The 24,648-nt window shown below is 59.6% G+C and carries 15 protein-coding genes; 7 read left to right on the top strand and 8 right to left on the bottom strand.

Features of this window, described 5'->3' with window-relative positions:
* Positions 1-12: 12 nt before the first annotated feature.
* The 6 genes from FGA82_RS19975 to FGA82_RS19950 form a co-directional block, all read right to left on the bottom strand.
* Complete coding sequence (locus tag FGA82_RS19975; RefSeq protein WP_141128420.1) at positions 13-1,236, bottom strand: hypothetical protein; 1,224 nt, start codon at positions 1,234-1,236, stop codon at positions 13-15.
* A 39-nt stretch (positions 1,237-1,275) separates the two neighbouring features.
* Complete coding sequence (locus FGA82_RS19970; RefSeq protein WP_249384266.1) at positions 1,276-1,779, bottom strand: CS1 type fimbrial major subunit; 504 nt, start codon at positions 1,777-1,779, stop codon at positions 1,276-1,278.
* A 33-nt stretch (positions 1,780-1,812) separates the two neighbouring features.
* Complete coding sequence (locus FGA82_RS19965) at positions 1,813-2,556, bottom strand: molecular chaperone (RefSeq protein WP_141128418.1); 744 nt, start codon at positions 2,554-2,556, stop codon at positions 1,813-1,815.
* Between the two features lie 44 nt (positions 2,557-2,600).
* The gene (locus FGA82_RS19960) at positions 2,601-3,815 is read right to left on the bottom strand and encodes a hypothetical protein (RefSeq protein ID WP_141128417.1); all 1,215 of its coding nucleotides are present in this window, start codon (positions 3,813-3,815) and stop codon (positions 2,601-2,603) included.
* Positions 3,816-3,819: 4 nt separating this feature from the next.
* Entirely contained in the window at positions 3,820-6,342 is a 2,523-nt protein-coding gene (locus tag FGA82_RS19955) for a TcfC E-set like domain-containing protein (RefSeq protein ID WP_141128416.1), read from the bottom strand.
* Positions 6,343-6,452: 110 nt separating this feature from the next.
* The gene (locus FGA82_RS19950; protein WP_141128415.1) at positions 6,453-6,938 is read right to left on the bottom strand and encodes a CS1 type fimbrial major subunit; all 486 of its coding nucleotides are present in this window, start codon (positions 6,936-6,938) and stop codon (positions 6,453-6,455) included.
* Positions 6,939-7,447: 509 nt separating this feature from the next.
* Here FGA82_RS19950 and FGA82_RS19945 point away from each other — a divergent pair.
* Complete coding sequence (locus FGA82_RS19945) at positions 7,448-8,023, top strand: PadR family transcriptional regulator (RefSeq protein ID WP_141128414.1); 576 nt, start codon at positions 7,448-7,450, stop codon at positions 8,021-8,023.
* The gene (locus tag FGA82_RS19940) at positions 8,020-8,805 is read left to right on the top strand and encodes a siderophore-interacting protein (protein ID WP_141128413.1); all 786 of its coding nucleotides are present in this window, start codon (positions 8,020-8,022) and stop codon (positions 8,803-8,805) included. The genes FGA82_RS19945 and FGA82_RS19940 overlap by 4 nt, the downstream gene beginning before the upstream one ends.
* A 99-nt stretch (positions 8,806-8,904) precedes the next feature.
* Here FGA82_RS19940 and FGA82_RS19935 read toward each other — a convergent pair whose 3' ends face one another.
* A complete protein-coding gene (locus tag FGA82_RS19935; protein WP_141128412.1) occupies positions 8,905-9,546 on the bottom strand; it encodes a Pr6Pr family membrane protein in 642 nt (213 codons plus the stop codon).
* Between the two features lies 1 nt (position 9,547).
* A complete protein-coding gene (locus FGA82_RS19930; RefSeq protein ID WP_007916799.1) occupies positions 9,548-9,778 on the bottom strand; it encodes a VF530 family DNA-binding protein in 231 nt (76 codons plus the stop codon).
* A 333-nt stretch (positions 9,779-10,111) separates the two neighbouring features.
* Between FGA82_RS19930 and FGA82_RS19925 the strand changes: the two genes are divergently transcribed.
* The 5 genes from FGA82_RS19925 to lon all read left to right on the top strand — a co-directional run bounded on the left by FGA82_RS19925 (position 10,112) and on the right by lon (position 24,408).
* The gene (locus FGA82_RS19925) at positions 10,112-11,473 is read left to right on the top strand and encodes a carbohydrate porin (RefSeq protein WP_141128411.1); all 1,362 of its coding nucleotides are present in this window, start codon (positions 10,112-10,114) and stop codon (positions 11,471-11,473) included.
* Between the two features lie 218 nt (positions 11,474-11,691).
* On the top strand, positions 11,692-14,103 hold the full coding sequence (locus FGA82_RS19920) for a glucose/quinate/shikimate family membrane-bound PQQ-dependent dehydrogenase (protein ID WP_141128410.1): 2,412 nt from the start codon (positions 11,692-11,694) through the stop codon (positions 14,101-14,103).
* A 545-nt stretch (positions 14,104-14,648) separates the two neighbouring features.
* Entirely contained in the window at positions 14,649-15,023 is a 375-nt protein-coding gene (locus FGA82_RS19910) for a DUF6124 family protein (RefSeq protein WP_141128408.1), read from the top strand.
* A gap of 209 nt (positions 15,024-15,232) precedes the next feature.
* A complete protein-coding gene (locus tag FGA82_RS19905; protein ID WP_141128407.1) occupies positions 15,233-20,959 on the top strand; it encodes a membrane-targeted effector domain-containing toxin in 5,727 nt (1,908 codons plus the stop codon).
* 1,031 nt (positions 20,960-21,990) lie between these two features.
* Positions 21,991-24,408 carry an endopeptidase La gene (gene lon, locus FGA82_RS19895; RefSeq protein ID WP_141128405.1) on the top strand — a complete coding sequence of 806 codons (2,418 nt, stop codon included), beginning with the start codon at positions 21,991-21,993 and terminating at the stop codon, positions 24,406-24,408.
* The last annotated feature ends 240 nt before the right edge of the window (positions 24,409-24,648 follow it).

The raw sequence follows: 24,648 nt of genomic DNA, 5'->3' as shown, positions 1-24,648 counted from the left end.
GTGGCACCGCGCCTAACCCGCTTCAGAATCCCAGATCACCGTGATATTGCCGCGATAGGGTTTGTCCGTGGCATTTTTGATCAGCCAGTCGGTGTCCTGCTCGCCGATCTCGAAGTGCAAGGTGCCCGGCTTGCGGTCGATGTAATGACCGGGCTGGAAGGCGCCGGAAGATTCACGCCCCAACAGTTTGCGCCGTACCGGTTGGCCAGCGCTGTCGGTCAGGCCATTGGGCAGACTGACACTGACGGCCACCGGCCCGGCGACCCCCGACTCACGATCCATGATGGCGCAGCCCGAGCCCAAGCCTGGAGAGTGCTCGCATTCGAGCTTCATGGTGAATTTCGACGACGCCGAGATATGGAAGATCTGATCGCGAAAAAGCCGCACAGGCTTGCGTCCACTGTCGAGCCAGCGCTGCCAGCCACCTTGAGGTTGCAGCGCAATGTGATTGCCCCCGGGCGGAATATCCACTTTCAGGGTGTGCTGCACATCCAGCACGAAATCCAGGGTCAGGCTGCTGTCATCCGGTTCGAACAGTTTGCCCATATCGAAATCGGCGCCGGGTCCCAGGCTATATGCCATTGAGCCGGTATAGCGCCCCGATGACATGTTCAACGGGTCGGGGGTTCGCAGCTCGTAGGCAAAATCCAGTTTGTCGAAATACATCGACGGAATATGGAAGGCCGGCACCTTGACACAGTGAGTTTCTTCAGGAGTTTTCCAGAAAAACCGGAAATACTCCTCGCCATACTCACCGACGCCGCTGTAGCGACACGGGGCAGGAATTCCATGAACCCAGGTGTCTGTGGTCCATAGCCGCCGATGGCCTTCAAGGGCGTTGCTGCCGCCTGCCAACTGCTTGGCTGGAACGCTGAGGACATACCTGGAACCCATGCCGCTGATGCGCACTTCCAGCGTGTGCGTTTCCTGGGTCTGTTCGTTGGTCACCGTCAGGCGTCGCCAATTGGCCGGTGCCTTGACAGCCGCCCAGTCAAAGATCCCCACATAACGGGTGGAGTTGAAACGAATGGGCAACTCGATGCTGAACATCTGATAGCCGTTGCATTCCGCCGGATACGACGCGCAATAACCACTGTTCGGCGTTTTGTTGATGAAGGCATTCTTGTTTGGCTTGGAAGGGTCCGGTTGAAACAGCGCGCGGATTTCCTGATTGATCCCATGCGCCTCAGAAATGCTGAACGCTGCCAGCCATGCCAGCCAAATGTACCTTTTCATTATTCGTCCTGCCTCTGATGAGCCTGATCTGTGTTGTTTTCATTGCGCCCCCGGTGCCCGCGCGTTGAACAGCAACACCACGTTGCCGTTGTAATCCCCTGAGCGATAACCGCCGGCGGGTTCAATCGGTTCGATCTTCAACGCCACGCGTTTACCGGTGGCGGCCTCTTCCTGCGAGAGCACCTGACGCGGGATGATGTGCGAGCTCAATTCGACGCCATTGAAGGTGACCTGCAGCTCGATGATTTCGCCGGGGCGGCCATTTTCCAGGAACGGCTCGGCCCCCAGGCGAGCCTCGATTGCGCTGCTGTCATGACGCACATCGAAATTTTTCTCGAGACCGCCGAGGGTGGCGCGCGGGTAATCCCACGCCAGTCGTTGCGGGCGGTGGATCCAGTCCGGCTCGGCCGGGATGATGTAGAACGGGCGACTGGGAATGGTCAGGGACACTTCGAAGGTGTGTTCTTCGCGCGCGGCCCACGCCCCGGCGCCGACCAGCGCGGTAGCGGCCAGCAATGCGCCGGCGATGGATTGCTTGATCATGTGGGTTACCCGATGCGTCATTGGAAAACCGGCCTAGCGACTGGCGATCTTCATGGTTTTCTTCTCGCTGCCTTCGATCAGGAAGAAGCGGTATTCGCGACCTTTCTCTTTATCGAAAGCAAAGCTCTTGCCCGCCAGCACATGGTGCTTGGTGGTGGCGCCGCAATCGGTTTCCTTGGCCAGCGAACAGCTTTTGAATTCGTCGACGATGATCACCGTGTTGCCGTCGTTGCGTAGCTCGTAACGGCTGTCAGTGTCATTGACGACCGTGGCGAAGCGGGCATCCCTGGGCCGCACGAAAAAGATCGTGCCGAAGCCGGTCATCACGTTGACGCCGGCCGTCAGGGACTTCTTGTAGTCGTCGCGCTCTTCACTGCTGACGACAAAATCGTCTTCCTGTTCCGGCACCACGGGTACGAAACGCACACGGAAATAGCGTTCACGATCACGCACGCCCATGTACAACAACCGCGTGCCCTGCATGCCCTGAGCCGGCACGATCAGCCGTGCGGGGCTGGCCATCAGGCCATTGCGCGAGGCGCCGTCGGCGGCATTTTCGACGGGAATTTCCTGCGGAGCGCCATCAGCGCCGTAGACAATTTCCAGCACATTGATCTTGACGAACGCGGTGGCGTCGCCGCTGTTGAATACCCGTTTGAGGTAGGTACTTTTGTCGGCATCGAGATAGTCGTACACGGTGCCGACATTGATCTGCGGGCCGGCCTGCGCCGTCAGGCAAAACACGCTGAGCAGGCTCAGCAGAAAACCACGGTTCATTGTCTTCAACTCCCTGAAATGTGCAGAAGGCCAGACACGGACGGTCATGCTTCCGAGTCCCAGATAATGGTGATGTTGCCGCGCAGCCGGTCGTTCAAGCCGGGGCGCAGGAGAAAGTCGATGGCAAACGGAGTCATGTTGAAGTGCAGCGTGCCGGGTTTGCGATCCACGTACAGGCTGGGCTGAAACGGCCCTTCCCATTCGTCGTGGCGCAAGGGCAGACGGGCGACATTGCCACCGCCGGCGCCGGTAATGCCCGGCGGCAGCGACAGGCCGACCTCAACCTCGGTGGTATTGCCCTGCGCACTGCCAAGCTTGCAGGCCGTGCCGCCGGTGGAGTTGCACAGCATCTTGACCTTGAAGCGCGACGACGCTGACAAGTAGAACAACTGATCGCGGAAAATCCGCGTCGGCTTGCGCCCGCTGTCGATCCAGCGCGACCACCCACCTTCCGGCTCCAGTGACACCTGGCTGCCACCCGGTGGCAGATCGACCTTGAGGGTGTGCTGCACGTCGAGTACGAAGTCCAGGGTCAGGTTGGCGTCGTCCGGTTGCATCAACGGCCCCAGATCGAAATCGCCGCCATTGCCAAGGCTGTAAGCCATGGAACCGGTGTAGAGACCAGAGGACATGCCCAGTGGATTAGGCGTACGCAATTCGTAAGCGAAGTCGAGCGTGTCGAAATAAATGGACGGAATGGGGTATGCGTTTCTCTTGGTACAGAATGCCTCCACGGGGGTTTTCCAGAAAAACCGGTAACTGGCAGGGCCGAATGCCCCCACGCCGCTGTACTGACAGGGAGCAGGCGCATAGACCCAACTGCTGGTGGTCCAGAGTTTCTGATGGCCTTCAAGAAGGTCACTTACACCAACCAACTCGTTGGCGGGGTGGCTCAGAACGAAATTCGAACCGATACCGGTGATGCGCACTTCTACACTCTCCGTTTCCTGCGTATCCGCATTGGTCACTGTCAATCGTCGCCAATTGGCGGGCACCTTTATCGGCACGACCTCACCTTGATAGAGCGCGCGCGTGGAACTGAAACGAACCGGCAACTGAATGCTGAACATCGCGTTATCCGCACATTGGTCTGGATAATTAGCGCAATACCCACTGTTCGGGGTCTTGTTGACGAACACGTTCTTGCTCGGCTGCGAAGGGTCCGGCTGGAACATCGCGCGAATTTCATGACTGGCCGCCTGCGCCGTGGCAACACCCAGCGTCAGCGCCAATCCCAAGCTTCCTGCTAGCAATTTCATCCCTTCAACCCGCCTTCTGTTCTGTGGTCGTCACATCGGCCAGCGTGTCCGGCGTGCACCGCAGGTCGCCGATCATCAACACGTTGTTTTCACTGCGATGGCTGCCGGCATCGAGACGGAACTGACACAGCAACTGATTGCCCTGTCGTACTTCCAGGGTCGGCGAGCCGGCATTCATTTCCATCGAGAAGAAGCCATCGACTTCGGTGACGCCACGGCTGGCGTGGTTGATCACGTGATGGCCCTTGAGCGGGCGTCCTTGCTCATCGATCAGCCGGCCGAGCACGGTCAGGGTTCTCATCACCCGCACCTTGCGGTATTCCACGCCGCCCTTGTTCAGGTGATAACGACTGCGTGCCGGTTCGATGGTCGCCGCCGGGACGTTGTTGCCTTCGAAGTCGAAACTCACCGAGCTGTTCTGGTAGGCGGTGATCGGGATGAAATTGCGCCCCGGTTTCAAGGCCGCCCCGCCGCCGCTGTAATCGTCGGCGCGCAGGACGATGTCCTCGATGTCCGACTCAACGTCGACAATCAGCCCGGCGCCGCGCACCTCGCTCTGGCTGGTCATGAGCATTTGCTGGCCGCCGACCACCAGCGTGCTGTCGACGTTGAGGCCGCCGGTGAAATTGCCGTTGTAGGACGAACGCTGGACAAACGCATCGCCATTGACCGCATCGGTGCGGAAATTGGTCAGGCTCGACATGCCCAGGCCATAGGTGTCGGTGAGTGCGGTGACCGATACGCTTTGCAGCACGTGATCCTTGAAATCCTTGCGCCAGCCGAGCGAGGCATTGTTGTCACGCGCGCCGTCGCGGGCCGTACGTGAACCGATGCTGCCGGTGATTTGCTGGCCGGGCGCGCCAAGTGCCAGGTTGACACTCAAGTCGACCCCGCGATTGCGCGCATCGCCACTGCTGTAACTGCCCGGCCGGTCGAACAGCGACAGGCGCCAACTGGCATCGCTGCCAAACAGTTCGGTGCGCTGGGTCCAGCCCAGATCCACGCCCATGCCTTCGACGTTGCCTTCGCTGTGGGCGATCCGCGCATTGACCGAACTTTTGCTGGTGAGCCGATGGTTGAGCGCCAGCGACGAGTTGCTGGTCTGGCCGACAAATACATTGCGCGGGCGAACGCGGGTGCCGTCCGGCAAGGTGTCGTAGGTGTAAGTGGTGTCGAGCCAGCTGCGGGTGTGGCTGACGACCACGCTGCCCGAGCCATAGTTATAGAGGCTTTGCAGATCGAGACCGGTGCCGTAATCCTCGGTTTTATAGACGTTGGCGTACAGACTGATGTGATTGGCCAGGGTCCAGTCGATCGAGGTGCCGTACTGCAGTTTTTCGCGAATCTGCCGCGCCGCCAGGCCGAGAATCACCCGTGGGTGCAACAAGTAGTTCACTGAAGCGCCGGCCGTGGGGCTGCCGCTGGACTGGGTGTCCCAGTTGCTCAGCAGTTTCTTTTCTTCACCGGCGAAGACGTTATAGCGCCAGCGTTCGTCGAGGTTGCGCCAGTTGTTGGGCTTGTACACCAACTCCTGGGTGGTGGAGGTGATCTGGCCGTCTTCGATCAGGCGCACTTCCACTTCATAGATGCCGCCGGGCAATGGCCGGGTGTCGAGGGTCTGCAAACCGGCGGGCACTGATTGCGTGTTGATCAGCAACCCATCGCGCCAGATTTCCACCGAGCCCTGGCGGTTGGCGGTGACATAGATCGGATAAACGCTGGGCATCGGACTGTTGATGGCCAGGCTGTCGGAGCTGCCATACATGACGCCGACGGCGGTGTCGGGGCTGGTGCCGAATGTGCGCGGCTGGCGGGTCAGCCCTTCGGAATTGGGGGTGAAATAGCCCAGACGGAAAAAACTGCCTTGCAGTTCGCGCTGGGTGTGTAACTCGTGGATTGCGTGATAAAGCTTGTCGTCCGGGCCGCCGAGGCGGGCCATTTGCAGGTTGAGCGTCTGGCTCCAGTTGCCCAGGCTTGAGCTGGCCTCAAGGCCGAAGCGTCCGCCAAGGTCCTGATCCTGACCGCCATTGAGATTGAGCTGGTTACGCACCATCAAGCCACTGCTGCCGCCGTCAGGTTGTTCGTAATAGCGCTTGGCGGCCACGTCGCGTTCAGCGTTTTCGGTAACGATCGATACCAGCGAGCTTTCCAGATTGTAGTGCACCGCCAGAAACTGATCCGGGCACGAACCACTGCACGCTCCCAGCGGCACGCCGGGCTTGAGATAACTCGCCCACTTTTCCCGTTCGGCGGCGCCGAAGCGGTTTTCGCTGGTGTCGGTGAATTCGAGCAGGGTGATGCGATCATCGCGGGACAACACCACCATGGCCTCGCCCAGCGGTTGTTGGTCGACTTCGACCCGCACCGCCAGAGGCACATCAAAGAAATGCTCCTCGAAATCCGCCGGCAAACCTTTGGCCTGCGCCAACAGACTGCGAGGTGTCGTACCGGCGTTGCTGGAAGCCACGGCTGCGCTGGCACAAAACAACAGCGCAAGCGCAGCCGCGATGGGTGTCATCGGGAACATGAACTCGTACTCTGATTACAAACAATGGAAGTCCGACGGGGCAAACACTTGTGCCTGCCCCGTCGGTTAACGCCGCTGTAGGGTCGGGCGCTTAATGCGTGTTCACGCGATCAGTTGACCGGTGGCACTGCATCAAAAATCATCGCCACGGAACCGGTGTAATCACCCGGCTGGAAGTTGCTGCCTCGGGCGGTGATTTTCAGCGGGGCGCGATAGTTGACGTCCGACTCGGACTCACCTACGACCATTTGCGGGGTCAGGGTCAGTTCCTTGTTGTTGAGCAAAACTTGCAAGTCGATGGTGGTGTTGCCGGCCACCAGTTTCGGCTGACTCTCAAGGCTGGCGTGTACCGAGCCGTTGTTGTTGCGCACATCGAAGAAGCCGTTGACGTCGCGCATCTTGCCGGTGGTCGGCTGATAGCTCATGTCCTGGTCCTTGTTGACCAGATCCGGATCGGTCGGCACAACATAGAAACCGTTGGTCGGCACATGCGCGACTAGGCTGATCGAGTGCGACGCTTCACCAGCGGCGAATGCGCCAGTGGAACCCAGTGCCAGAAGAGCCAGTGGAGCGGCGATTGCGAGTTTCTTGAACATCGTTATGTACCTGTTTTCTTGATAGGGGGATGAGCATTAAAAGCTCAAGAAGTTGAGTGCCCGAATCTCTGCCCGAGTTGCGTCAGATCAACTTGAACTTTCAATGCAGGGGCATCATCGGCTGTTGTCTCTGGAATGTAAGCAGGCAACTTCCGACAGCCTCGTAGTTAATCGACCCCATGACCCGCAAGAAAAAAGAACAAAATAACGACATTTGAAACAGTGACTGTAAGTTCCACCCTACAGACAGTTTTAGTTAAAAAACCATACAGCAACTTCGCCCTTCCAGCACGGCAACTTATTGCCATTTAGAATATATACTCTACGCGAAATAGAGTGATGACTTTAACTTTCAAGTTATCGTTTCCGACAACCGGCGAAAAAATCATCGCTTGCGTTTGAGTCGATCTGCCGCTCGTCAGCCAGCACCGCGCTCCGGGAAAAAACCTCTTGCGCGGGGCTTAAGATATATCTTAAGTTGTATCTAAACACGACGAGAGAAGACTGAAATGAGAGACCATCATTCCCCCCACCGCGAACATGGCGACGGCCGTGACGGCTTCGAAAAGCGCCCCGGACGCGAGCGCGGCGGCCGTGGTCCCCGGGTGTTCGCCCCCGGTGACCTGAAATTGCTGCTGCTGGCGCTGGTCGCCGAACAGCCGTGCCACGGCTACGACCTGATCCGCCAGATCGAAGGCATGTTCGACGGCGCCTACAGCCCGAGTCCCGGGGTGATCTACCCGACCCTGACCTTTCTCGAAGAGAGCGAGCTGATCACCGGCGACGCCGAGGGCGGCAAAAAACGTTACAGCGTCACCGAGGCCGGGCGTTTGTCTTTAAGCGAACAAGCCGTTGCCCTCGACGGCGTGCGCATGCGCATCGATGTGAGCAAACGTTCACTGCGCGGCCATGATCGTCCGCCGGAAATCCACGAGGCGGTACACAACCTGCGTCATGCCCTGCAAATGCACCACGGCCGCTGGAGCCCGGCAGAAATCCTGCGCGTGCGTGACCTGCTCAACGACACCGCCAAAGCCATCGTCGACGGCCCTGCCGTTCAACCTGTTTCGGAGAAAAGCCAATGACTGCAGTCGATAGCCAAACCATTCACCGCGTGATGCACGAAATCAAACGCCGCAAGCTTGAGGTGTTGCGCGTGGTCGACCTGACCCCGCGCATGCGCCGCATCACCCTCGGCGGGCCGGAATTGGCCGGGTTCATCAGCCTTGGCACTGACGATCACGTCAAGCTGTTGTTCCCGCAGAACGCCGAACAGGCTGCCGCACTCGAAACGATGGTGCTCGGCGCCGGCAAGGACGACGGGCCGAAGCCGGAAATGCGCGACTACACCCCGCGTCGCTATGACCTCGACGCACTCGAACTCGATATCGATTTCGTCCTGCACGGCGACGGCCCTGCTTCGACTTGGGCTGAGCAAGCCAAACCAGGACAATTCCTGCACATCGGCGGCCCCCGTGGCTCGATGATCGTCCCGGACATTTTCGACAGCTACCTGCTGATCGGTGACGAAACCGCCCTGCCCGCCATCGCCCGCCGCCTCGAAGGCCTGGCGGCCAATCGCAAGGCGCTGGTGGTGATCGAAGTGGAAAACGGTGCAGAACAACAGGTGTTGGAAAGCCCGGCGCAGGTCAACGTGATCTGGGTGCTGCGCGAAGGCAGCAAGGACAATTTGCTGGCGACGGTGAAACAATTGCAGGTGCCCAAGGGCAATGTGTATGCGTGGGTCGCGACCGAGACCAAGGTTTCACGGCAGATTCGCCGGGTGCTGATCGATGAGCATGGACTGGATGAGCAACTGATCAAAGCGGTCGGTTACTGGCGCGCTGAAGGATCCGAAGAAGAGTGATATCCCTTGTAGGAGCTGCCGCAGGCTGCGATCTTTTGATCTTGTTTTTGAAAAAGCAAAGTCAAAAGATCGCAGCCTGCGGCAGCTCCTACAGGTGCTTTAACTTCGTGCAAATCTCCAGCGATCCAAGCCGATGACCAACAACCCAATCCCCACAAACCCCACCAAAATCCCCCCGGCATTGACCAGTACCTGTGGATAACCCAACAGCGCCACATCAATGAACGGGTACGCATAGGCGCCGAGCCAATGCCCGCGCAGCAACGCGTAAATGAAATACACCAGCGGATAAATCAGCCACACCGGCAGATGCCACAACCGCAAGGTGCCCTTCGGAACGCACACCCACCAATAGCCAAGAAACAGCAGCGGCATCACGTCGTGCAGCAACTCGTCAGCAATAAATTGCCAACCTTGCGGGTGCCACAAATGCCGCAGCAAAATACTGTAGGCGAGACCGACCACGACGATACTCACCGCAATCGCGCTACTCACCCACGGCTGCAAAAACCAGCGGCGCGCGGCGGATTCACGCTCGGTCACGGCACAGGTCAGCACCGTCGCCACCAGCGTATTGGTCAGGATCGTGAAGTAGCTGAAAAAACTCACCAACCCACCCAGCAGGCTGGCGCCGATGCTCAAGCGCGCGAAAAAAATCAGGTACAGCTGAATGCCCAACCCCGCCCAGCCCAGTACGGCTGCGCAGGTGATCAGGCGACGACGCCAACAACCGGCGTCCATCTCAGAGCGGTCGCTTGGTGCGCATCAACTTCACGTACAAACGCTCGACCTTCTCCCGCGCCCACGGCGTTTTACGCAGAAACGTCAGGCTCGACTTGATGCTCGGGTCGCTCTTGAAGCAGCGAATATCGATGCGCTCGGCCAGCCCCGACCATTCGTAATGGCTCACCAGTGCGTTGAGGATCTGTTCAAGGGTCACGCCGTGCAGCGGATCGGGGGTTTGTTCGTTCATGCCAGGCCTTTGGGCGAAGTGAAAATGCAGAAGCCGCGCACCTTAGCCGAGGGGGTGGTTCGGTGGAAGGGCTTCCTTCAAATGTAGGTCAAGGTCAAAAGATCGCAGCGTTCCGCAGCTCCTACAGGTGTATGCATTTCAACGTAGGAGCTGCCGAAGGCTGCGATCTTTTCGCACTGTTACCAAATCCGAAAGGATGCATGTTTATAAAAGGCCTTTGTCTTTTTGTAACAGATCATTATCCTGCCGCCCTTCCGCTGAATCGCTTCACTGCCTGCGACTTATTGAAGCACTCAGCTCGCACCCCCGAAAACACCAAAAAAAGACTTAGCCATGCCCGATTTCTCCTTCTCCCGAGACAGCGCTATCTCAGCCCTGCGCACCCTTGGCGGCTGCACCGCCCTCGGCCTCGCCACCAGCGTCCAAGCGGCGCCCGCGTTCGACAGCGAATCACCGTACATGCTCGGTGACTGGAACGGCACGCGCACCGAACTCTCGGAAAAAGGCTACGACTTCAAGCTCGATTACACCGGCGAAATGGGCAGCAACCTGCACGGCGGTTACGACCATGACCGCACCGCGCGTTACAGCGATCAGTTCGGTCTGGGCACGCATCTGGACCTGCAGAAGATCCTTGGCTGGGACGACGCCGAGTTTCAACTGACCATCACCAAACGCAGCGGCAACAACATCAGCAACGATCGCATCAACGATCCACGCGTTGGCGGCTTCACCTCGGCCCAGGAAGTCTGGGGCCGTGGCCAGACCACACGCCTGACGCAGATGTGGTATCAGCAGAAATTCTTCGATCAGAAACTCGACATCAAGGTCGGTCGTTTCGGCGAAGGCGAAGACTTCAACAGCTTCCCGTGCGACTTCCAAAACCTCGCGTTCTGCGGCTCGCAGGTCGGCAACTGGGTCGGCGGCATCTGGTACAACTGGCCGGTCAGCCAATGGGCGCTGCGCGTCAAATATCACCTGACCCCTGAGTTGTACGCGCAGGTCGGCGCCTATGAGCAAAACCCGTCGAACCTCGATCGCGGCAACGGCTTCAAAGTCAGCGGCAGCGGCACCCAGGGCGCAATCCTGCCGATCGAACTGGTGTGGACGCCGAAGCTCAACGGCTTGCCGGGCGAATACCGTGCCGGTTACTACTACAGCAACGCCAAGGCCAGCGACGTCTATAAAGACAGCCACGGCCAACCGGCAGCGCTGAGCGGTGAAGCCTATCGCAGTGCGTCGAGCAAACACGGCGTGTGGCTCGGTGTGCAGCAGCAAATCACCAGCATGGCCAGCGATAACTCGCGCGGCTTGAGCGTATTCGCCAACGGCACCATGCACGACAAGAAAACCAACGCGATCGACAACTACGTGCAGGCCGGCATCACCTACAAAGGCCCGTTCGATGCGCGCGCCAAGGATGACATCGGCTTCGCCCTCGCCCGCGTGCACGTCAACCCGGCCTACCGCAAAAACGCCGAAGCGACGAATCAGGCCAACGCCGTATACGACTACGACGATCCGTCGTTCCTGCCGCCGCAAGACACCGAATACAGCGCCGAACTGTATTACGGCGTGCATGTCACGAACTGGCTGACCGTACGCCCGAACCTGCAATACATCCGCCACCCCGGTGGCGTGAACAACGTCGACGACGCCCTGATCGGCGGGATCAAGATCCAGTCCTCGTTCTAAAGATTTACGTAAATCCATTGTAGGAGTGAGCCTGCTCGCGATTGCGGTGTTTCAGGCGACATCTCCAGTGACTGAAACAGCGCTATCGCGAGCAGGCTCACTCCTACAGATGAAATTCGTTAGCCAGACAAGTTTTTATCTGAACCATGCCCACGCCAAATCGTCATCTACAGTGACTACAGCGCGGGACTACATAAAACGTCACGGAGAATCACACTATGAGCACCGAAAGTGCTTCGAGTCGGGGCCGTTTGCTACCGAGCCTGCTCGGCATTCTGCTTCTACTGATGGGCCTGGCCATGTTGGCCGGTGGGGTCAAGCTGAGCATGCTCGGCGGCTCGCTGTACTACCTGCTGGCCGGTATCGGCATTGCGCTGAGCGGCATCCTGCTGCTAATGCGTCGTCGCGCCGCGTTGGGCCTGTACGCCATCGTTCTGTTCGCCAGCACCGTTTGGGCGCTGTGGGAAGTCGGTCTGGACTGGTGGCAACTGGTGCCACGTCTAGCCCTGTGGTTTGTCCTCGGCTTCGTGATGTTGCTGCCGTGGTTCCGTCGTCCGCTGCTGCTGAACGGCCCGGCACCGATGGGCACTGGCGGTCTGACCGTCGCTGTGGTGCTGGCCGGCGTCACCGCTCTGGCCAGCCTGTTCACCCATCCGGGCGAAACCTTCGGCGAGCTGGGCCGCGACACCGCAGACACCACCAGCACCGCGCCAGCCATGCCCGATGGCGACTGGCAGGCCTATGGCCGCACCGAGTTCGGTGACCGTTATTCGCCGCTGAAGCAGATCACCCCGGCCAACGTCGGCAAGCTGCAAGAAGCCTGGCGCATCCAGACCGGCGACCTGCCGACGGCGGATGACCCGGTTGAGCTGACCAACGAAAACACCCCGCTCAAAGCCAACGGCATGATCTATGCCTGCACCGCGCACAGCAAAGTGTTGGCCCTGGACCCGGACACCGGCAAAGAACTGTGGCGCTTCGACCCGCAGATCAAGAGCCCGGTCGGCTTCAAAGGTTTCGCCCACATGACCTGCCGTGGCGTGTCGTACTACGACGAAGCCGCTTACGCGAAAACTGAAAACGCAGCTTCCGCGGTGATTTCCGAAGCCGGCAAAGCCGTTGCTCAGGCTTGCCCGCGTCGTCTGTACCTGCCAACCGCTGATGCCCGTCTGATCGCACTGAACGCCGACACCGGCAAAATCTGCGAAGGCTTCGGCAAAAACGGTGTGGTTGACCTGACCCAAGGCATCGGCCCGTTCACCGCTGGTGGTTACTACTCCACCTCGCCAGCGGCGATTACCCGTGATCTGGTGATCATGGGCGGTCACGTGACCGACAACGAATCGACCAACGAGCCATCGGGCGTGATTCGCGCCTTCGACGTGCGCGACGGCCACCTCGTATGGAACTGGGACAGCGACAAGCCAGACGCCACCGAGCCTTTGGCACCGGGTGAAACCTACAGCCGCAACTCGGCCAACATGTGGTCGCTGGCCAGCGTCGACGAAAAACTCGGCATGGTGTACCTGCCACTGGGCAACCAGACTCCAGACCAATGGGGCGCAGACCGCACCCCGGGCGCCGAGAAATTCAGCGCCGGCGTTGTAGCCTTGGACCTGGCCACCGGTAAAGTGCGCTGGAACTACCAGTTCACCCACCACGACCTGTGGGACATGGACGTTGGCAGCCAGCCAACCCTGCTCGACATGAAAACCGCCGACGGCGTGAAACCTGCGCTGATCGCCCCGACCAAACAGGGCAGCCTGTACGTCCTCGACCGTCGTGACGGCACGCCGATCATTCCGATCAAGGAAATCCCGGTTCCGCAAGGCGCCGTCAAAGGCGACCACACCGCACCGACCCAGGCCCGTTCGGACCTCAACCTGCTGGCTCCGGAACTGACCGAAAAAGCCATGTGGGGCGCGAGCCCGTTCGACCAGATGCTGTGCCGCATCCAGTTCAAAGAACTGCGTTATGAAGGCCAGTACACCCCGCCGTCGGAACAGGGCAGCCTGATCTACCCGGGTAACGTTGGCGTGTTCAACTGGGGCGGCGTTTCGGTCGATCCGGTTCGCCAAATGCTGTTCACCAGCCCGAACTACATGGCCTTCGTGTCGAAAATGGTGCCACGCGAGCAAGTCGCCGCCGGCAGCAAACGCGAAAGCGAAACCGCTGGCGTGCAACCGAACACCGGCGCGCCATACGCGGTGATCATGCATCCGTTCATGTCGCCATTCGGCGTACCGTGCCAGGCCCCGGCCTGGGGTTATGTCGCCGGTATCGACCTGACCACCAGCAAAGTCGTGTGGAAACGCAAAAACGGCACCAGCCGCGACAGCTCGCCAATCCCGATCGGCTTCACCCTCGGCGTCCCAAGCATGGGCGGCTCGATGGTCACGGCTGGCGGCGTCGGCTTCCTCAGCGGCACCCTCGACCAATACCTGCGCGCTTATGACGTGAACAGCGGTAAAGAGCTGTGGAAATCGCGTCTGCCGGCGGGTGGTCAAGCGACTCCGATGACTTACACCGGCAAGGACGGCAAGCAATACGTGTTGCTGGTTGTCGGCGGTCACGGCTCGCTGGGCACCAAGATGGGCGATTACATCATTGCCTACAAACTGCCGGAATAAGGTTTAACGGCGGTAAAAATGAAGGCGATGTCTCGTGAGGGACATCGCCTTTTTTTGTGCACGCCAATTTTGAACCCACCGCAGAACCCTGTGGGAGCGAGCTTGCTCGCGAAGGCGTCAGCACATTCAACATCTACGGTGCCTGACACACCGCTTTCGCGAGCAAGCTCGCTCCCACAGGTTGAAAAGTGTTTATCTGTGGGAAATGTGCTCGTCCTACAGACGTTGAAAATTGCGCGGAGTTTTCCGACAAGTCGCGTCGGTTGTGCCTCGGAAATTGGCTGGATAGGCTCGGGGGGTCGCTGCAAATTCAGCGAACGGGCGTCGCGGCCCGAGCAGTTCATTCGATTTGATGCATAATCGCCGGCCCAAACCGTAGCGCTCAGGTGCTTGTTGTTTGGTTTGATGGTGGCTGTGCGCGGGATACCTTCGGGTATGCCGAGATTGCCGAATGGCTCGGTCCGCGAACCCGCGTACAGCTGCCACCCTCTGTCGCGTCGCGGCGATTGAGAGTGACAGCCCCACTTATCATTCGGAGCTTCACTATGAAAAAGCCAACACCCAATCCACCTGAAACCGAAGACACCACCCCCTACGAATTCCCCGGTTCGAAGCGATTCCACGAAGCCGCCGACCGCGCCCTCGACCACTACCTCAAACCCAACGCACTCACCCTGCGCTTCCACAAACCCAGCACCATGTTCCAGGTCGCCCCCGAACAGGACAGCGAAAGCCTGCTGGTCCACGCCTGCGAATCCCTGGCCCAGGCCAGCCTCATGACCAGCGACATCGCCGCCTACATCGACCTGCCGCAAAGGCGCACGATTCTGGCGATCCAGCAAATCATCATGCTCGCCGAACTGGCGGTGAACCGCGTGTTGGACAACCACGAAATCCCGCAATCCCCAACACACAACTAAACCCCCTGTGGGAGCGAGCCTGCTCGCGAAGGCGTCAGCGCATTCAGCCGTTTGAGTGACTGACAAAGCGCTTTCGCGAGCAGGTCTGAGGGCTGTTCGACGCACTCGAACACATCGACAGATCATTACCCTCCTATACATAGATACCACCCGCCCCCCGCTGCCCCTCGCCATGCTGGCCCCTCACCCTCAGCATGGAAAAAGCGCCCATGAACCCCGCCACAGCCCCCACGCCCGAAGAGATCAAAAACGATCTCAACGCGATCGGCCATCACCTGTTCAATACACAAACCCCACTGCTTCCCGAACAGCAACCGACCACCGAAGAGGCCTTTGTGAAACGCCTCGACCAGCAATTGGACACCTACCGGACAAGCTACCTGCAACGCAGCCGCGCGTTGTATCAGGCGTTGGAAAACAGCGATCTGCAAAGCGATGAAGGCAAACAGCTGATCGCCAGGCTGAAAGTCAGACTGGCCAGCCAACTGATCAACATGGACCAGAGCGACCGGATCGACGACAAACCGGCGAAAACCTTCCTCAAATATGACGCAGGCTTCACCGCCATCGGCCACGAAGCCAGACAGGCTGTCGACGACCGCCTGTTGCACCCGCTAGCCGGCGAACTGCTGCACAAGCTCGATTTGGCCCCGATGCTGCGTCCGGCCATGTACGCGCTGCAGTTCAACTATCAAGACAGCACCGTTGAGCTGGCCGGCGCCTTTGTTGTCACGGAAAAGGACATTCGCCGAGTCAAGGACTTGCAGACCGACCAGAGCATGGGTTTCGCTCTGCTGTTCACCCCCGCAAGAGGCATCGAATACTTCAATTCCCTTGCTGAGCTCGACAGCCAACTGCGTACATCGCTGAACCAGGCCAGCGGTCGCGAGGCGTTCATGTCCATGCTGCCGACGCGTTATCACGCGGTGGGCGCAGCAGGGATCTGGCCGCTGCTGCTCGCACCCATCGACAGCAAATCCTTGTTCGAACACACCTACGATGCGCTGATCGAAAAACGTACGCAGGATATCGAACGCGCCTTGAGCTTCGCCGATAACCCGCAGCAAGACCCCAGGCAATTGCGCACTGCGCTGGACCGCGCAATTGCTGCCGCCCTGCCGAATCTCACGTCGCGTCTGCAATTACGTGCGCAAACCTTGTTCGAACGCCACCTGCGCTACAGCGCACCGGACTGGTTTCGCAGCGCCAGCACCGCGCAGAAAGACGTACTGGCTGAGCATCTGCGTAACTACCAGCAGGCGCGGCAATACTTGCTCGACCTGATGGAGCCGGTAGGCAGCCTGGCGGCACTGGCTCGCCAGCAATGGCTGGAACGTTTGAGCGAAGACCTGGAGATCGACGATCTCGAGCCGGAAAAGTTAAGCCTTTCGACCGAACGTCGAGTGCCGGGCTACGGCGTTTATGAGCTTCAATCCAATCTGCTCGAGCTGTCCTTGCGCGGCCCGCACACCGGCGATGAATTACCGGGCTCAGCGTTTTTGAAGCACACCACCCTCACCTACGATGACGCGCCTCTGCCGCCAGACTACGCGGACGTGACGCCGGCGTGGCTGATCAAACAAGCCCTGGAGCTGCAGCCTCGGATTGACTTCAATCACTTGCAAAAAGCGCTACAGGCCAAGCCTGCGATCAAACCCGCCATCACGCAGATGCTCGATCAACGTATCGTCGCCCTCGCTCACACAGCAGTGCTGCAAGGGCACCTGCTCGACAGTGACCTGCAACTGATCGAGCGCCTGCGTGACGGCAGCGATCCGCGCCTGCGCGCCGCCACCCTGTCGCTGCACGGTGCACAGTTGCAAGACTTGTGGGTACTGCGCCAGAACGATGACAGCGGCACGCTCAAACGGCTGTTGCTGTGCACGCCACAGGCGCCGCGAGACCAACAATTCCAGGCCTTCGACAGTGAGCGCGAATGCCAGAGCCACCTGCTCGGCTGGGCCAGGCACAGTGATGTCGCCGAGAGCATGGCCGGCTACCTGATCAGCCGCGCGCCCATGCGTTTTCGCGCGAAGGTGCGCCACGTGTTGGCCGGTCTGAGTTTCAAACCTGAGGCGCTGGAGCATCACAAGGTCACGTTCGATCACACCGGCAGCCATCTCGATTGCCTGCGCGCGATGGCTGACCATGTGCTGGCCACACGGATCGACGACTATGACTTCGGTACACCTGCGTGGTATCGCTCGACCAGCGCCGCCAACCGCCGAAAGCTGACGACCCTGAGCGAAGACGCCGAAGGCGCTTTGCGTGCGTTCAACAGCCACGCCTTGTCGGGCAGTCGCTTTCCGGCGTTTGATGACTACGTGCACGAACAGGCAAAAATCAGCCTGAATCGCTTGCTCAAGCGTGCGGCCAACGACGTTGACCCGGATACGGTCTGGGCGTTCGCGCCGACCTCTATCGTGCGCTCGTGGACGCCAAAACCGTTGACCTACACAGCGCTTTATCGCGACGGCTACGCCGACGGCATCGGTTTTCTCGATGAGAAATTTTCCCGCTCGGCGCGCTTCAGAGGCCCGCAGGGCATCGATATTAGCAACCTGACCGCACAGAATGTCGCGCGCTCGGTCACCGGTGTGTGGATCGGCCAGCGCTACATCAACAAGGTCAAGGCTGAACTGCAAAGTTCGACGAGCGAAGGCTACGACTTCAGGCGCAACGCAACCCTGGCCATTACCCAGCGCCAGATGAAAAGCGCCGCGCTGGAATGCCAACTGCAAGGTCATATCGCCAGTCATGATCTGCAATGGCTGGAGCAAAGTATCGACAGCATGGCCGAGACGTCCGGGGCCCTGCGCACGACCTATCCGATCCACCGCTTGATGATCGACGGCGAATGGGTGCTCGATGCGTGGCTCTTCAGCCATGGCGACAACCCGGTCCTGCTCTACACGCCCGAGGCGCCCGACGGCGTCGCTTTGCGCGAAGCGCGGCTGTTCAATTACCTGCTTCAGCAGCAGTCCGGCATGCTCGAATACCTGACGTCGCGCGTCGGCGTCAGCGCCCGCACGCGGGTTCGCAGGCACCTTGAAAACATCAGGAAAGGGCTGCCCAAAGACCTCAATAAAACCACACCCAGCCCTGCACGTTACGACTCGACCCGCGCGGTCGCGGCGGTCAGTAATCTGCGCACTGCCCTGTACGACATGAAACTGCAACGGCGCATCGACGACGTCAACGCGACCACCACCAGCCGTTCAGAGATGATCGCCAGTCTGGTCTGGACCAGTGTCGAATGGATCACCGCCATTGCCACTGCCCCATTCCCGCTGCTGAGCCTGAGCACCGGCCTGCTGCTGGCGTTCAAGGACGCCATGTTCGCCCTGCACGCGTACCGTCAGGGTGACCACGGCGAAGCCTTCCAGCATCTGCTCGGTTATCTGTTCAACAGCGCCGGCGCGGTGCTGACCGACCTGCGTCCGGCGTTGCGTTCACTCAAACCCGTGCGCCGGCCTTTGCGGCAGAGCCTCGCCAGTGCCAGCAGCGAACAACAGAATGTCATGACCGTGATTGATCAAGTGGCGCCCCAACCCGATTGGGATGACATGCGCGTGGTGGTTTTCAGAGGCCAGATGTACTACGCCGGGAATAATCCTGACGCACTCGGTCGTTATTTACTCTATAGCCGTAAGCCGAACTCTCCCGACATCGTCTCTACCGGCATCCTGACCGTGCGCAACGCCGACGGGATGATGGTACGCAGCGGCATGACCGGCGGTGCGCCGAAGTACGAGGCCGTGCCAGAGACACCCGGTCCGCACAAGGTCTATGGTGTGGAGCCCAAATACCGGCAGCGCATCGAAACGGTGATGAATCCGCGAAGCCGGGAGGACATCCTCATCAGCAGTCAAGACTTCATGGGCACCGATCCCCGTTTGATCCTTATCGGGTTCGTGGAAAATCTCGCCTCGACACGCACCGCCTACCTGAAGCAGGTCGAAAAGCTCAGTGCAGACGCCACCATGCATTTCGCCGAACTTGCCCCGCTGCCAGCCCGCGCCAAAGTCCCGCCAGTCGCCGACGACCTGTCGTTTGCCCGGTTACTGGCCAGCGACGCCATTAAAGGAAAAAACCTCGTGATCGGCGCCCAGCCCGGTTCGATCGCCAGCAAACAATTGCTGATCGATGCTGTGGACGAACTCGTGAGCAACGGCTTCAAGCGGCTTTACGTGGAATACCTGGCGGGGGATATTTTCAATATCAAGCTGGAAAAAATGAACAAGGGCGGCACCTGGAGACACATCAAAAAACATCTTAAAGCCGTCGACCGTGCGTTGGGACATGAGGAAAACGCGCCATTCTCTTATCTGGCACTGGTGCGTGCAGCGCACGAAAAGGGTCTGAAAATCCATGCGCTGGATGCTTCGACCAGCTACCAACTGGAAGGAGCGATGGTAATGAACGATGTCTCGCCATTGACCCCTCGCAGCAACAGCCTCAGGAATTTCTATTCGCACAAGACGCTGGCCGCCGACATCGCCGATGCGCCTGAGGAGCGCTGGGTGGTGCTCACCGAGCAATCGCGCATGAGCACCTTCGACACGACTCCCGGCCTGGCCGACCTGCACACGGCTGTCGCCGTGCGCGTGGAAGATGTCGCACTCGATCAGCCGGCACGCATCGCCGTCGATTCAGCCGGTGCAATTGCCGGGGATACGGCAGCCAAGGGCGATTATCGGGTGCAATGGCCATCGGCGTACAAGGCGCCTCAGCCCGTCTCCCGACCAGCACCGCTTGCCCCTGCTGTCGAGCATTTCAGCGAATACGATATTGCGCCCTCCATGCGTGACGATATCGCACAAATGTTGCATCAGCCCTACGCCATGGATTCACGCTACACCCCGACCGTACCGAGTGAAAAACAGGCGTTCGACGCGTTCATCGCCAGCCGCGAGCGTCTCGAGAAAAAGGCCAGGGACACTTTTGCTCACTACACGCCTCCCGAAGCGGCCACACTCCCGACGCTCACCTCAGACACCCCGTTCGAGGAGTTTTTGCGGCTGCTGGCCGACGGACGCTTGAACCTGCTGATCGGCGAGGCCCATTCCCACACAGCGAGCAAAGCGCTGCTGAAAAAGCACATGAAAGCGCTTAAGCAAGCCGGCTATGACACGTTATATGTGGAACACCTGTTCACCGATTTGCATCAGGCCGATCTGGATATCTTTTATCGCACACAGCGCATGCCGGACAGACTGAAGGCTTATCTAAGCGTTCAGGACCGTGGCCACATGCCCAGCTACGACGGTAACGATACGTACACAGAAGTCTGTCAGGCGGCGGCCAAATACAATATCCGTATCAGGGCACTCGATTGCACTGCGTCTTATCACCTCAAGGGTGTGTTTGACGAAGATATCTCGCGAAACGAGATGTTCAGCTATTTCGCCAGCCAAGTGATCGAAGCCGACCAACTGGCACACGGACCGCACAAATGGGTAGCCCTTATCGGCAATGCCCACACTAATTACAACCTGGGTGTGCCGGGTCTGGCGGATACCCTCTCGGCGGTCAGTCTCGGTGTGCGCGACACCGCTCCGGAACTGGCCAGAGATATCCACCGCGGGACGTGGGAAGTGGTGTCCAACAAGCGCGGCACCAATAGCCGGGCCTTGCGCAGCGACTTCCTGATGGAAGTGGCCGTCGCCGGAACGAAGCAGCCGGACCCGACGCCGTCTGTCAGTCGCAGCAAACTGACCCACTCCGGGATGTTCATGATCGAAAATACAGGCACGGAAGGGCCCCGTCTGGTGCATAAATCCACGACCGGCGACATCGAGGTGACACCGATCCAGGTCAATGACCATGGTTTGTTTTTCATTGATCGCTGGGGGAAGAAAGATGAGGGTTTCAAATACCTGCGGAGCTTGATCGATATGCTGGTCGATGATGTGAAATTGACCGAAGTGAAATAAACATCCGAGGTGATCAGCGCATTGCCAACAACCACCGGGCTTGATGGCCTGGTGGTTGTTTATGGACGGATGCCACAGCTTGGCGCTGTACCGAGTAATGCAGCCCATTGGGCGCGAACGTGTAGCGGGAAAAAGCCAACACCCAATCCACCCGAAATCGACGACACCACACCCTACGAATTCCCGGGCTCGAAGAGATTCTACAAAGCCGCCGAACACGCCCACTCCCGGAGGGAGAGGGGACTGACCGAGGTGTTTGGCAGAAGTACGCCGACGTGGCATACCGAGCCGAGCTCAGATTCCGAATCAGATCAAAAGCCCCTCACCCTAGCCCTCCCGAAACGTCGGACCGCCCGTAGGGAGAGGGGACTGACCGAGGTGTTTGGACGAGTTACGCCGACGTGCGATACCGCGTTGAACTCAGATTCTGAAATGCCTACAAATCGGCTCCCTCTCCCTCGGGAGAGGGCTGGGCGGGCGGCGTTCCGATGAGGGGCAAGAGCACCACAAAAACCAAAGCCGTGCGCGCCGTGCTCTTCACCACTCAATAGGCCGAGTGTCAGCTCGCCTGCTCTTGATCTTGATCCACGGGCGACGTCGGAAGGCTGAGTGGAGGGATTGATCCGGGCGTGGGAGCGCAGCGACCGTTTGGCGAAGCCAAACACAGAGAGAGGAGGTGCAGCGAAGCAAACCGGAGACGCTGCGCCCGGATCGATCCCGGAGCGAAGGAACCCCGAGCCCCAGCGAGCGGGCCGCACGTAGGAGCAAGCCTTTTTGGTTACTTTTTTCTGGGCCGGCACTCCGGGCGCCTGGAAAAAGTGACCCGCCGTAAGGGCGGAACCCTAAGCCGCCACTACCAAAAAAACGGATATACACACCAAACACCCCCAACATGGTCGGCCCAAAGGCCGCCAAGTCCAAAGCGTGAACCCTGTCAAAACCCTGAACACACAATCAGAAACACCGCCCCCCATTGAAACCACCCAGCCCCTGCCCCATCTAAGACCCATACCCCATTGCGCAGGTGCCCCATGAGCGACCAGCAAGAATTCCCGGAAAACCCCGACGACTACACCGAAGCCGAACACATCGAACACACCTCCAGCGGCAAAGGCCTCGCCCTGCCCGGCCAGAACCTGCCGGACAAGGTCTACATCATCCCGATCCACAACCGCCCGTTCTTCCCGGCCCAAGTCCTGCCGGTCATCGTCAACGAAGAACCCTGGGCCGAAACCCTCGAACTGGTCAGCAAATCCGAACACCACTCCCTGGCCTTGTTCTTCATGGACACGCCCCAGGAAGACCCGCGCCACTTCGACACCGGCGCCCTGCCGCAATACGGCACCCTGGTCAAAGTCCACCACGCCAGCCGCGAAAACGGCAAACTGCAATTCGTCGCTCAAGGCCTCAGCCGCGTACGCATCAAAACCTGGCTGAAACATCACCGCCCACCGTACCTGGTCGAAGTCGAATACCCGCATCAGCCCACCGAGCCGACCGACGAGGTCAAGGCCTACGGCATGGCGCTGATCAACGCGATCAAGGAACTGCTACCGCTCAACCCGCTGTACAGCGAAGAGCTGAAAAACTACCTCAACCGCTTCAGCCCCAACGATCCATCGCCGCTGACCGACTTCGCCGCCGCCCTGACCTCCGCCACCGGCCCCGAGCTGCAAGGCGTGCTCGACTGCGTGCCGATGCTCAAGCGCATGGAAAAAGTCCTGCCGATGCTGCGCAAGGAAGTCGAAGTCGCGCGCCTGCAAAAAGAGATTTCGGCGGAAGTTAACCGCAAGATCGGCGAGCATCAGCGCGAGTTCTTCCTCAAGGAACAACTCAAGGTCATCCAGCAGGAACTCGGCCTGACCAAGGACGACCGCAGCGCCGACCTCGAACAGTTCGAACAACGCCTCGAAGGCAAAGTCTTACCGGCGCAGGTGCAGAAGCGCCTCGAAGAGGAAATGAACAAGCTGTCGATCCTCGAGACCGGTTCGCCGGAATACGCGGTTACCCGCAATTATCTCGACTGGGCGACCTCGGTGCCGTGGGGCGTCTACGGCGACGACAAACTCGACCTCAAGCACGCGCGCAAAGTCCTCGACAAACACCATGCCGGCCTCGACGACATCAAGGATCGCATCCTCGAATTCCTCGCCGTCGGTGCTTATAAAGGTGAGATCAGCGGCTCCATCGTGCTGCTGGTCGGTCCGCCGGGTGTGGGTAAAACCAGCGTCGGCAAATCCATCGCCGAATCCCTCGGCCGGCCGTTCTACCGCTTCAGCCTCGGCGGCATGCGCGACGAAGCCGAGATCAAGGGCCACCGCCGCACCTACATCGGCGCGCAGCCGGGCAAATTGGTGCAGGCGTTGAAAGACGTCGAAGTGATGAACCCGGTGATCATGCTCGACGAGATCGACAAGATGGGCCAGAGCTACCAGGGCGACCCGGCCTCGGCGCTGCTGGAAACCCTCGACCCGGAGCAGAACGTCGAATTCCTCGACCACTACCTCGACCTGCGCATGGACCTGTCGAAAGTCCTCTTCGTGTGCACCGCCAACACCCTCGATTCGATCCCCGGCCCGTTGCTCGACCGCATGGAAGTGATTCGCCTGTCGGGCTATATCACTGAAGAAAAAGTCGCCATCGCCAAGCGTCACCTGTGGCCAAAACTGCTGGAAAAGGCCGGCGTGTCCAAGGGCAGCCTGAGCATCAGCGACAGCGCGCTCAAAGCCTTGATCGACGGTTACGCCCGTGAAGCCGGCGTGCGTCAGCTTGAGAAGCAAATGGGCAAACTGGTGCGCAAAGCGGTGATGAAGCTGATCGACGAGCCGAAAGCAGTGATCAAGCTCGGCCCGAAAGATCTGGAAGCCTCGCTGGGTCATCCGGTGTTCCGCAACGAACAAGTGCTGTCCGGCACCGGCGTTATCACTGGCCTGGCCTGGACCAGCATGGGCGGCGCCACATTGCCGATCGAAGCAACACGGATCCACACGCTCAACCGTGGCTTCAAACTCACCGGGCAACTGGGCGATGTGATGAAGGAATCGGCGGAGATCGCCTACAGCTACGTCAGCTCGCACCTGAAACAGTTCGGCGGCGACGCGAAGTTCTTCGACGAAGCCTTTGTCCACCTGCACGTACCGGAAGGCGCGACACCGAAGGACGGCCCGAGCGCCGGCGTGACCATGGCCAGTGCGCTGCTCTCGCTCGCACGTAATCAGCCGCCGAAAAAAGGCGTAGCCATGACCGGCGAACTGACGTTGACCGGGCATGTACTGCCGATTGGTGGGGTGCGCGAGAAGGTGATTGCGGCGCGGCGGCAGAAGATTTTTGAGCTGATTTTGCCGGAGCCTAATCGCGGCAATTTTGAGGAGTTGCCGGATTATCTGAAGGAAGGGATTACCGTGCATTTCGCCAAGCGGTTTGCCGATGTGGCGAAGGTACTGTTCTGACCGGTAGCCCGTAGCCCCTCACCCCAGCCCTCTCCCCCAGGAGAGGGAGCCAACCGAGCGGTCTTGCGCAATGCGCCGACCTGAAACACCGGGTCGATTATGGATTCGCTGACGCACGCTCAGGTCGGCGTACCTCGCCAATATCCCCCGGTCAGTCCCCTCTCCCTCTGGGAGAGGGCTAGGGTGAGGGCTTGGCACTGTCACACTTTGTCTCATCTTCAGTTATGCTCGCCGTTCGTC

This window comes from Pseudomonas fluorescens (assembly GCF_005938625.1).
In the GTDB taxonomy this organism is placed as follows: Bacteria; Pseudomonadota; Gammaproteobacteria; order Pseudomonadales; family Pseudomonadaceae; genus Aquipseudomonas; species Aquipseudomonas fluorescens_BD.
This window is presented reverse-complemented; position numbering and strand designations above follow the sequence as displayed.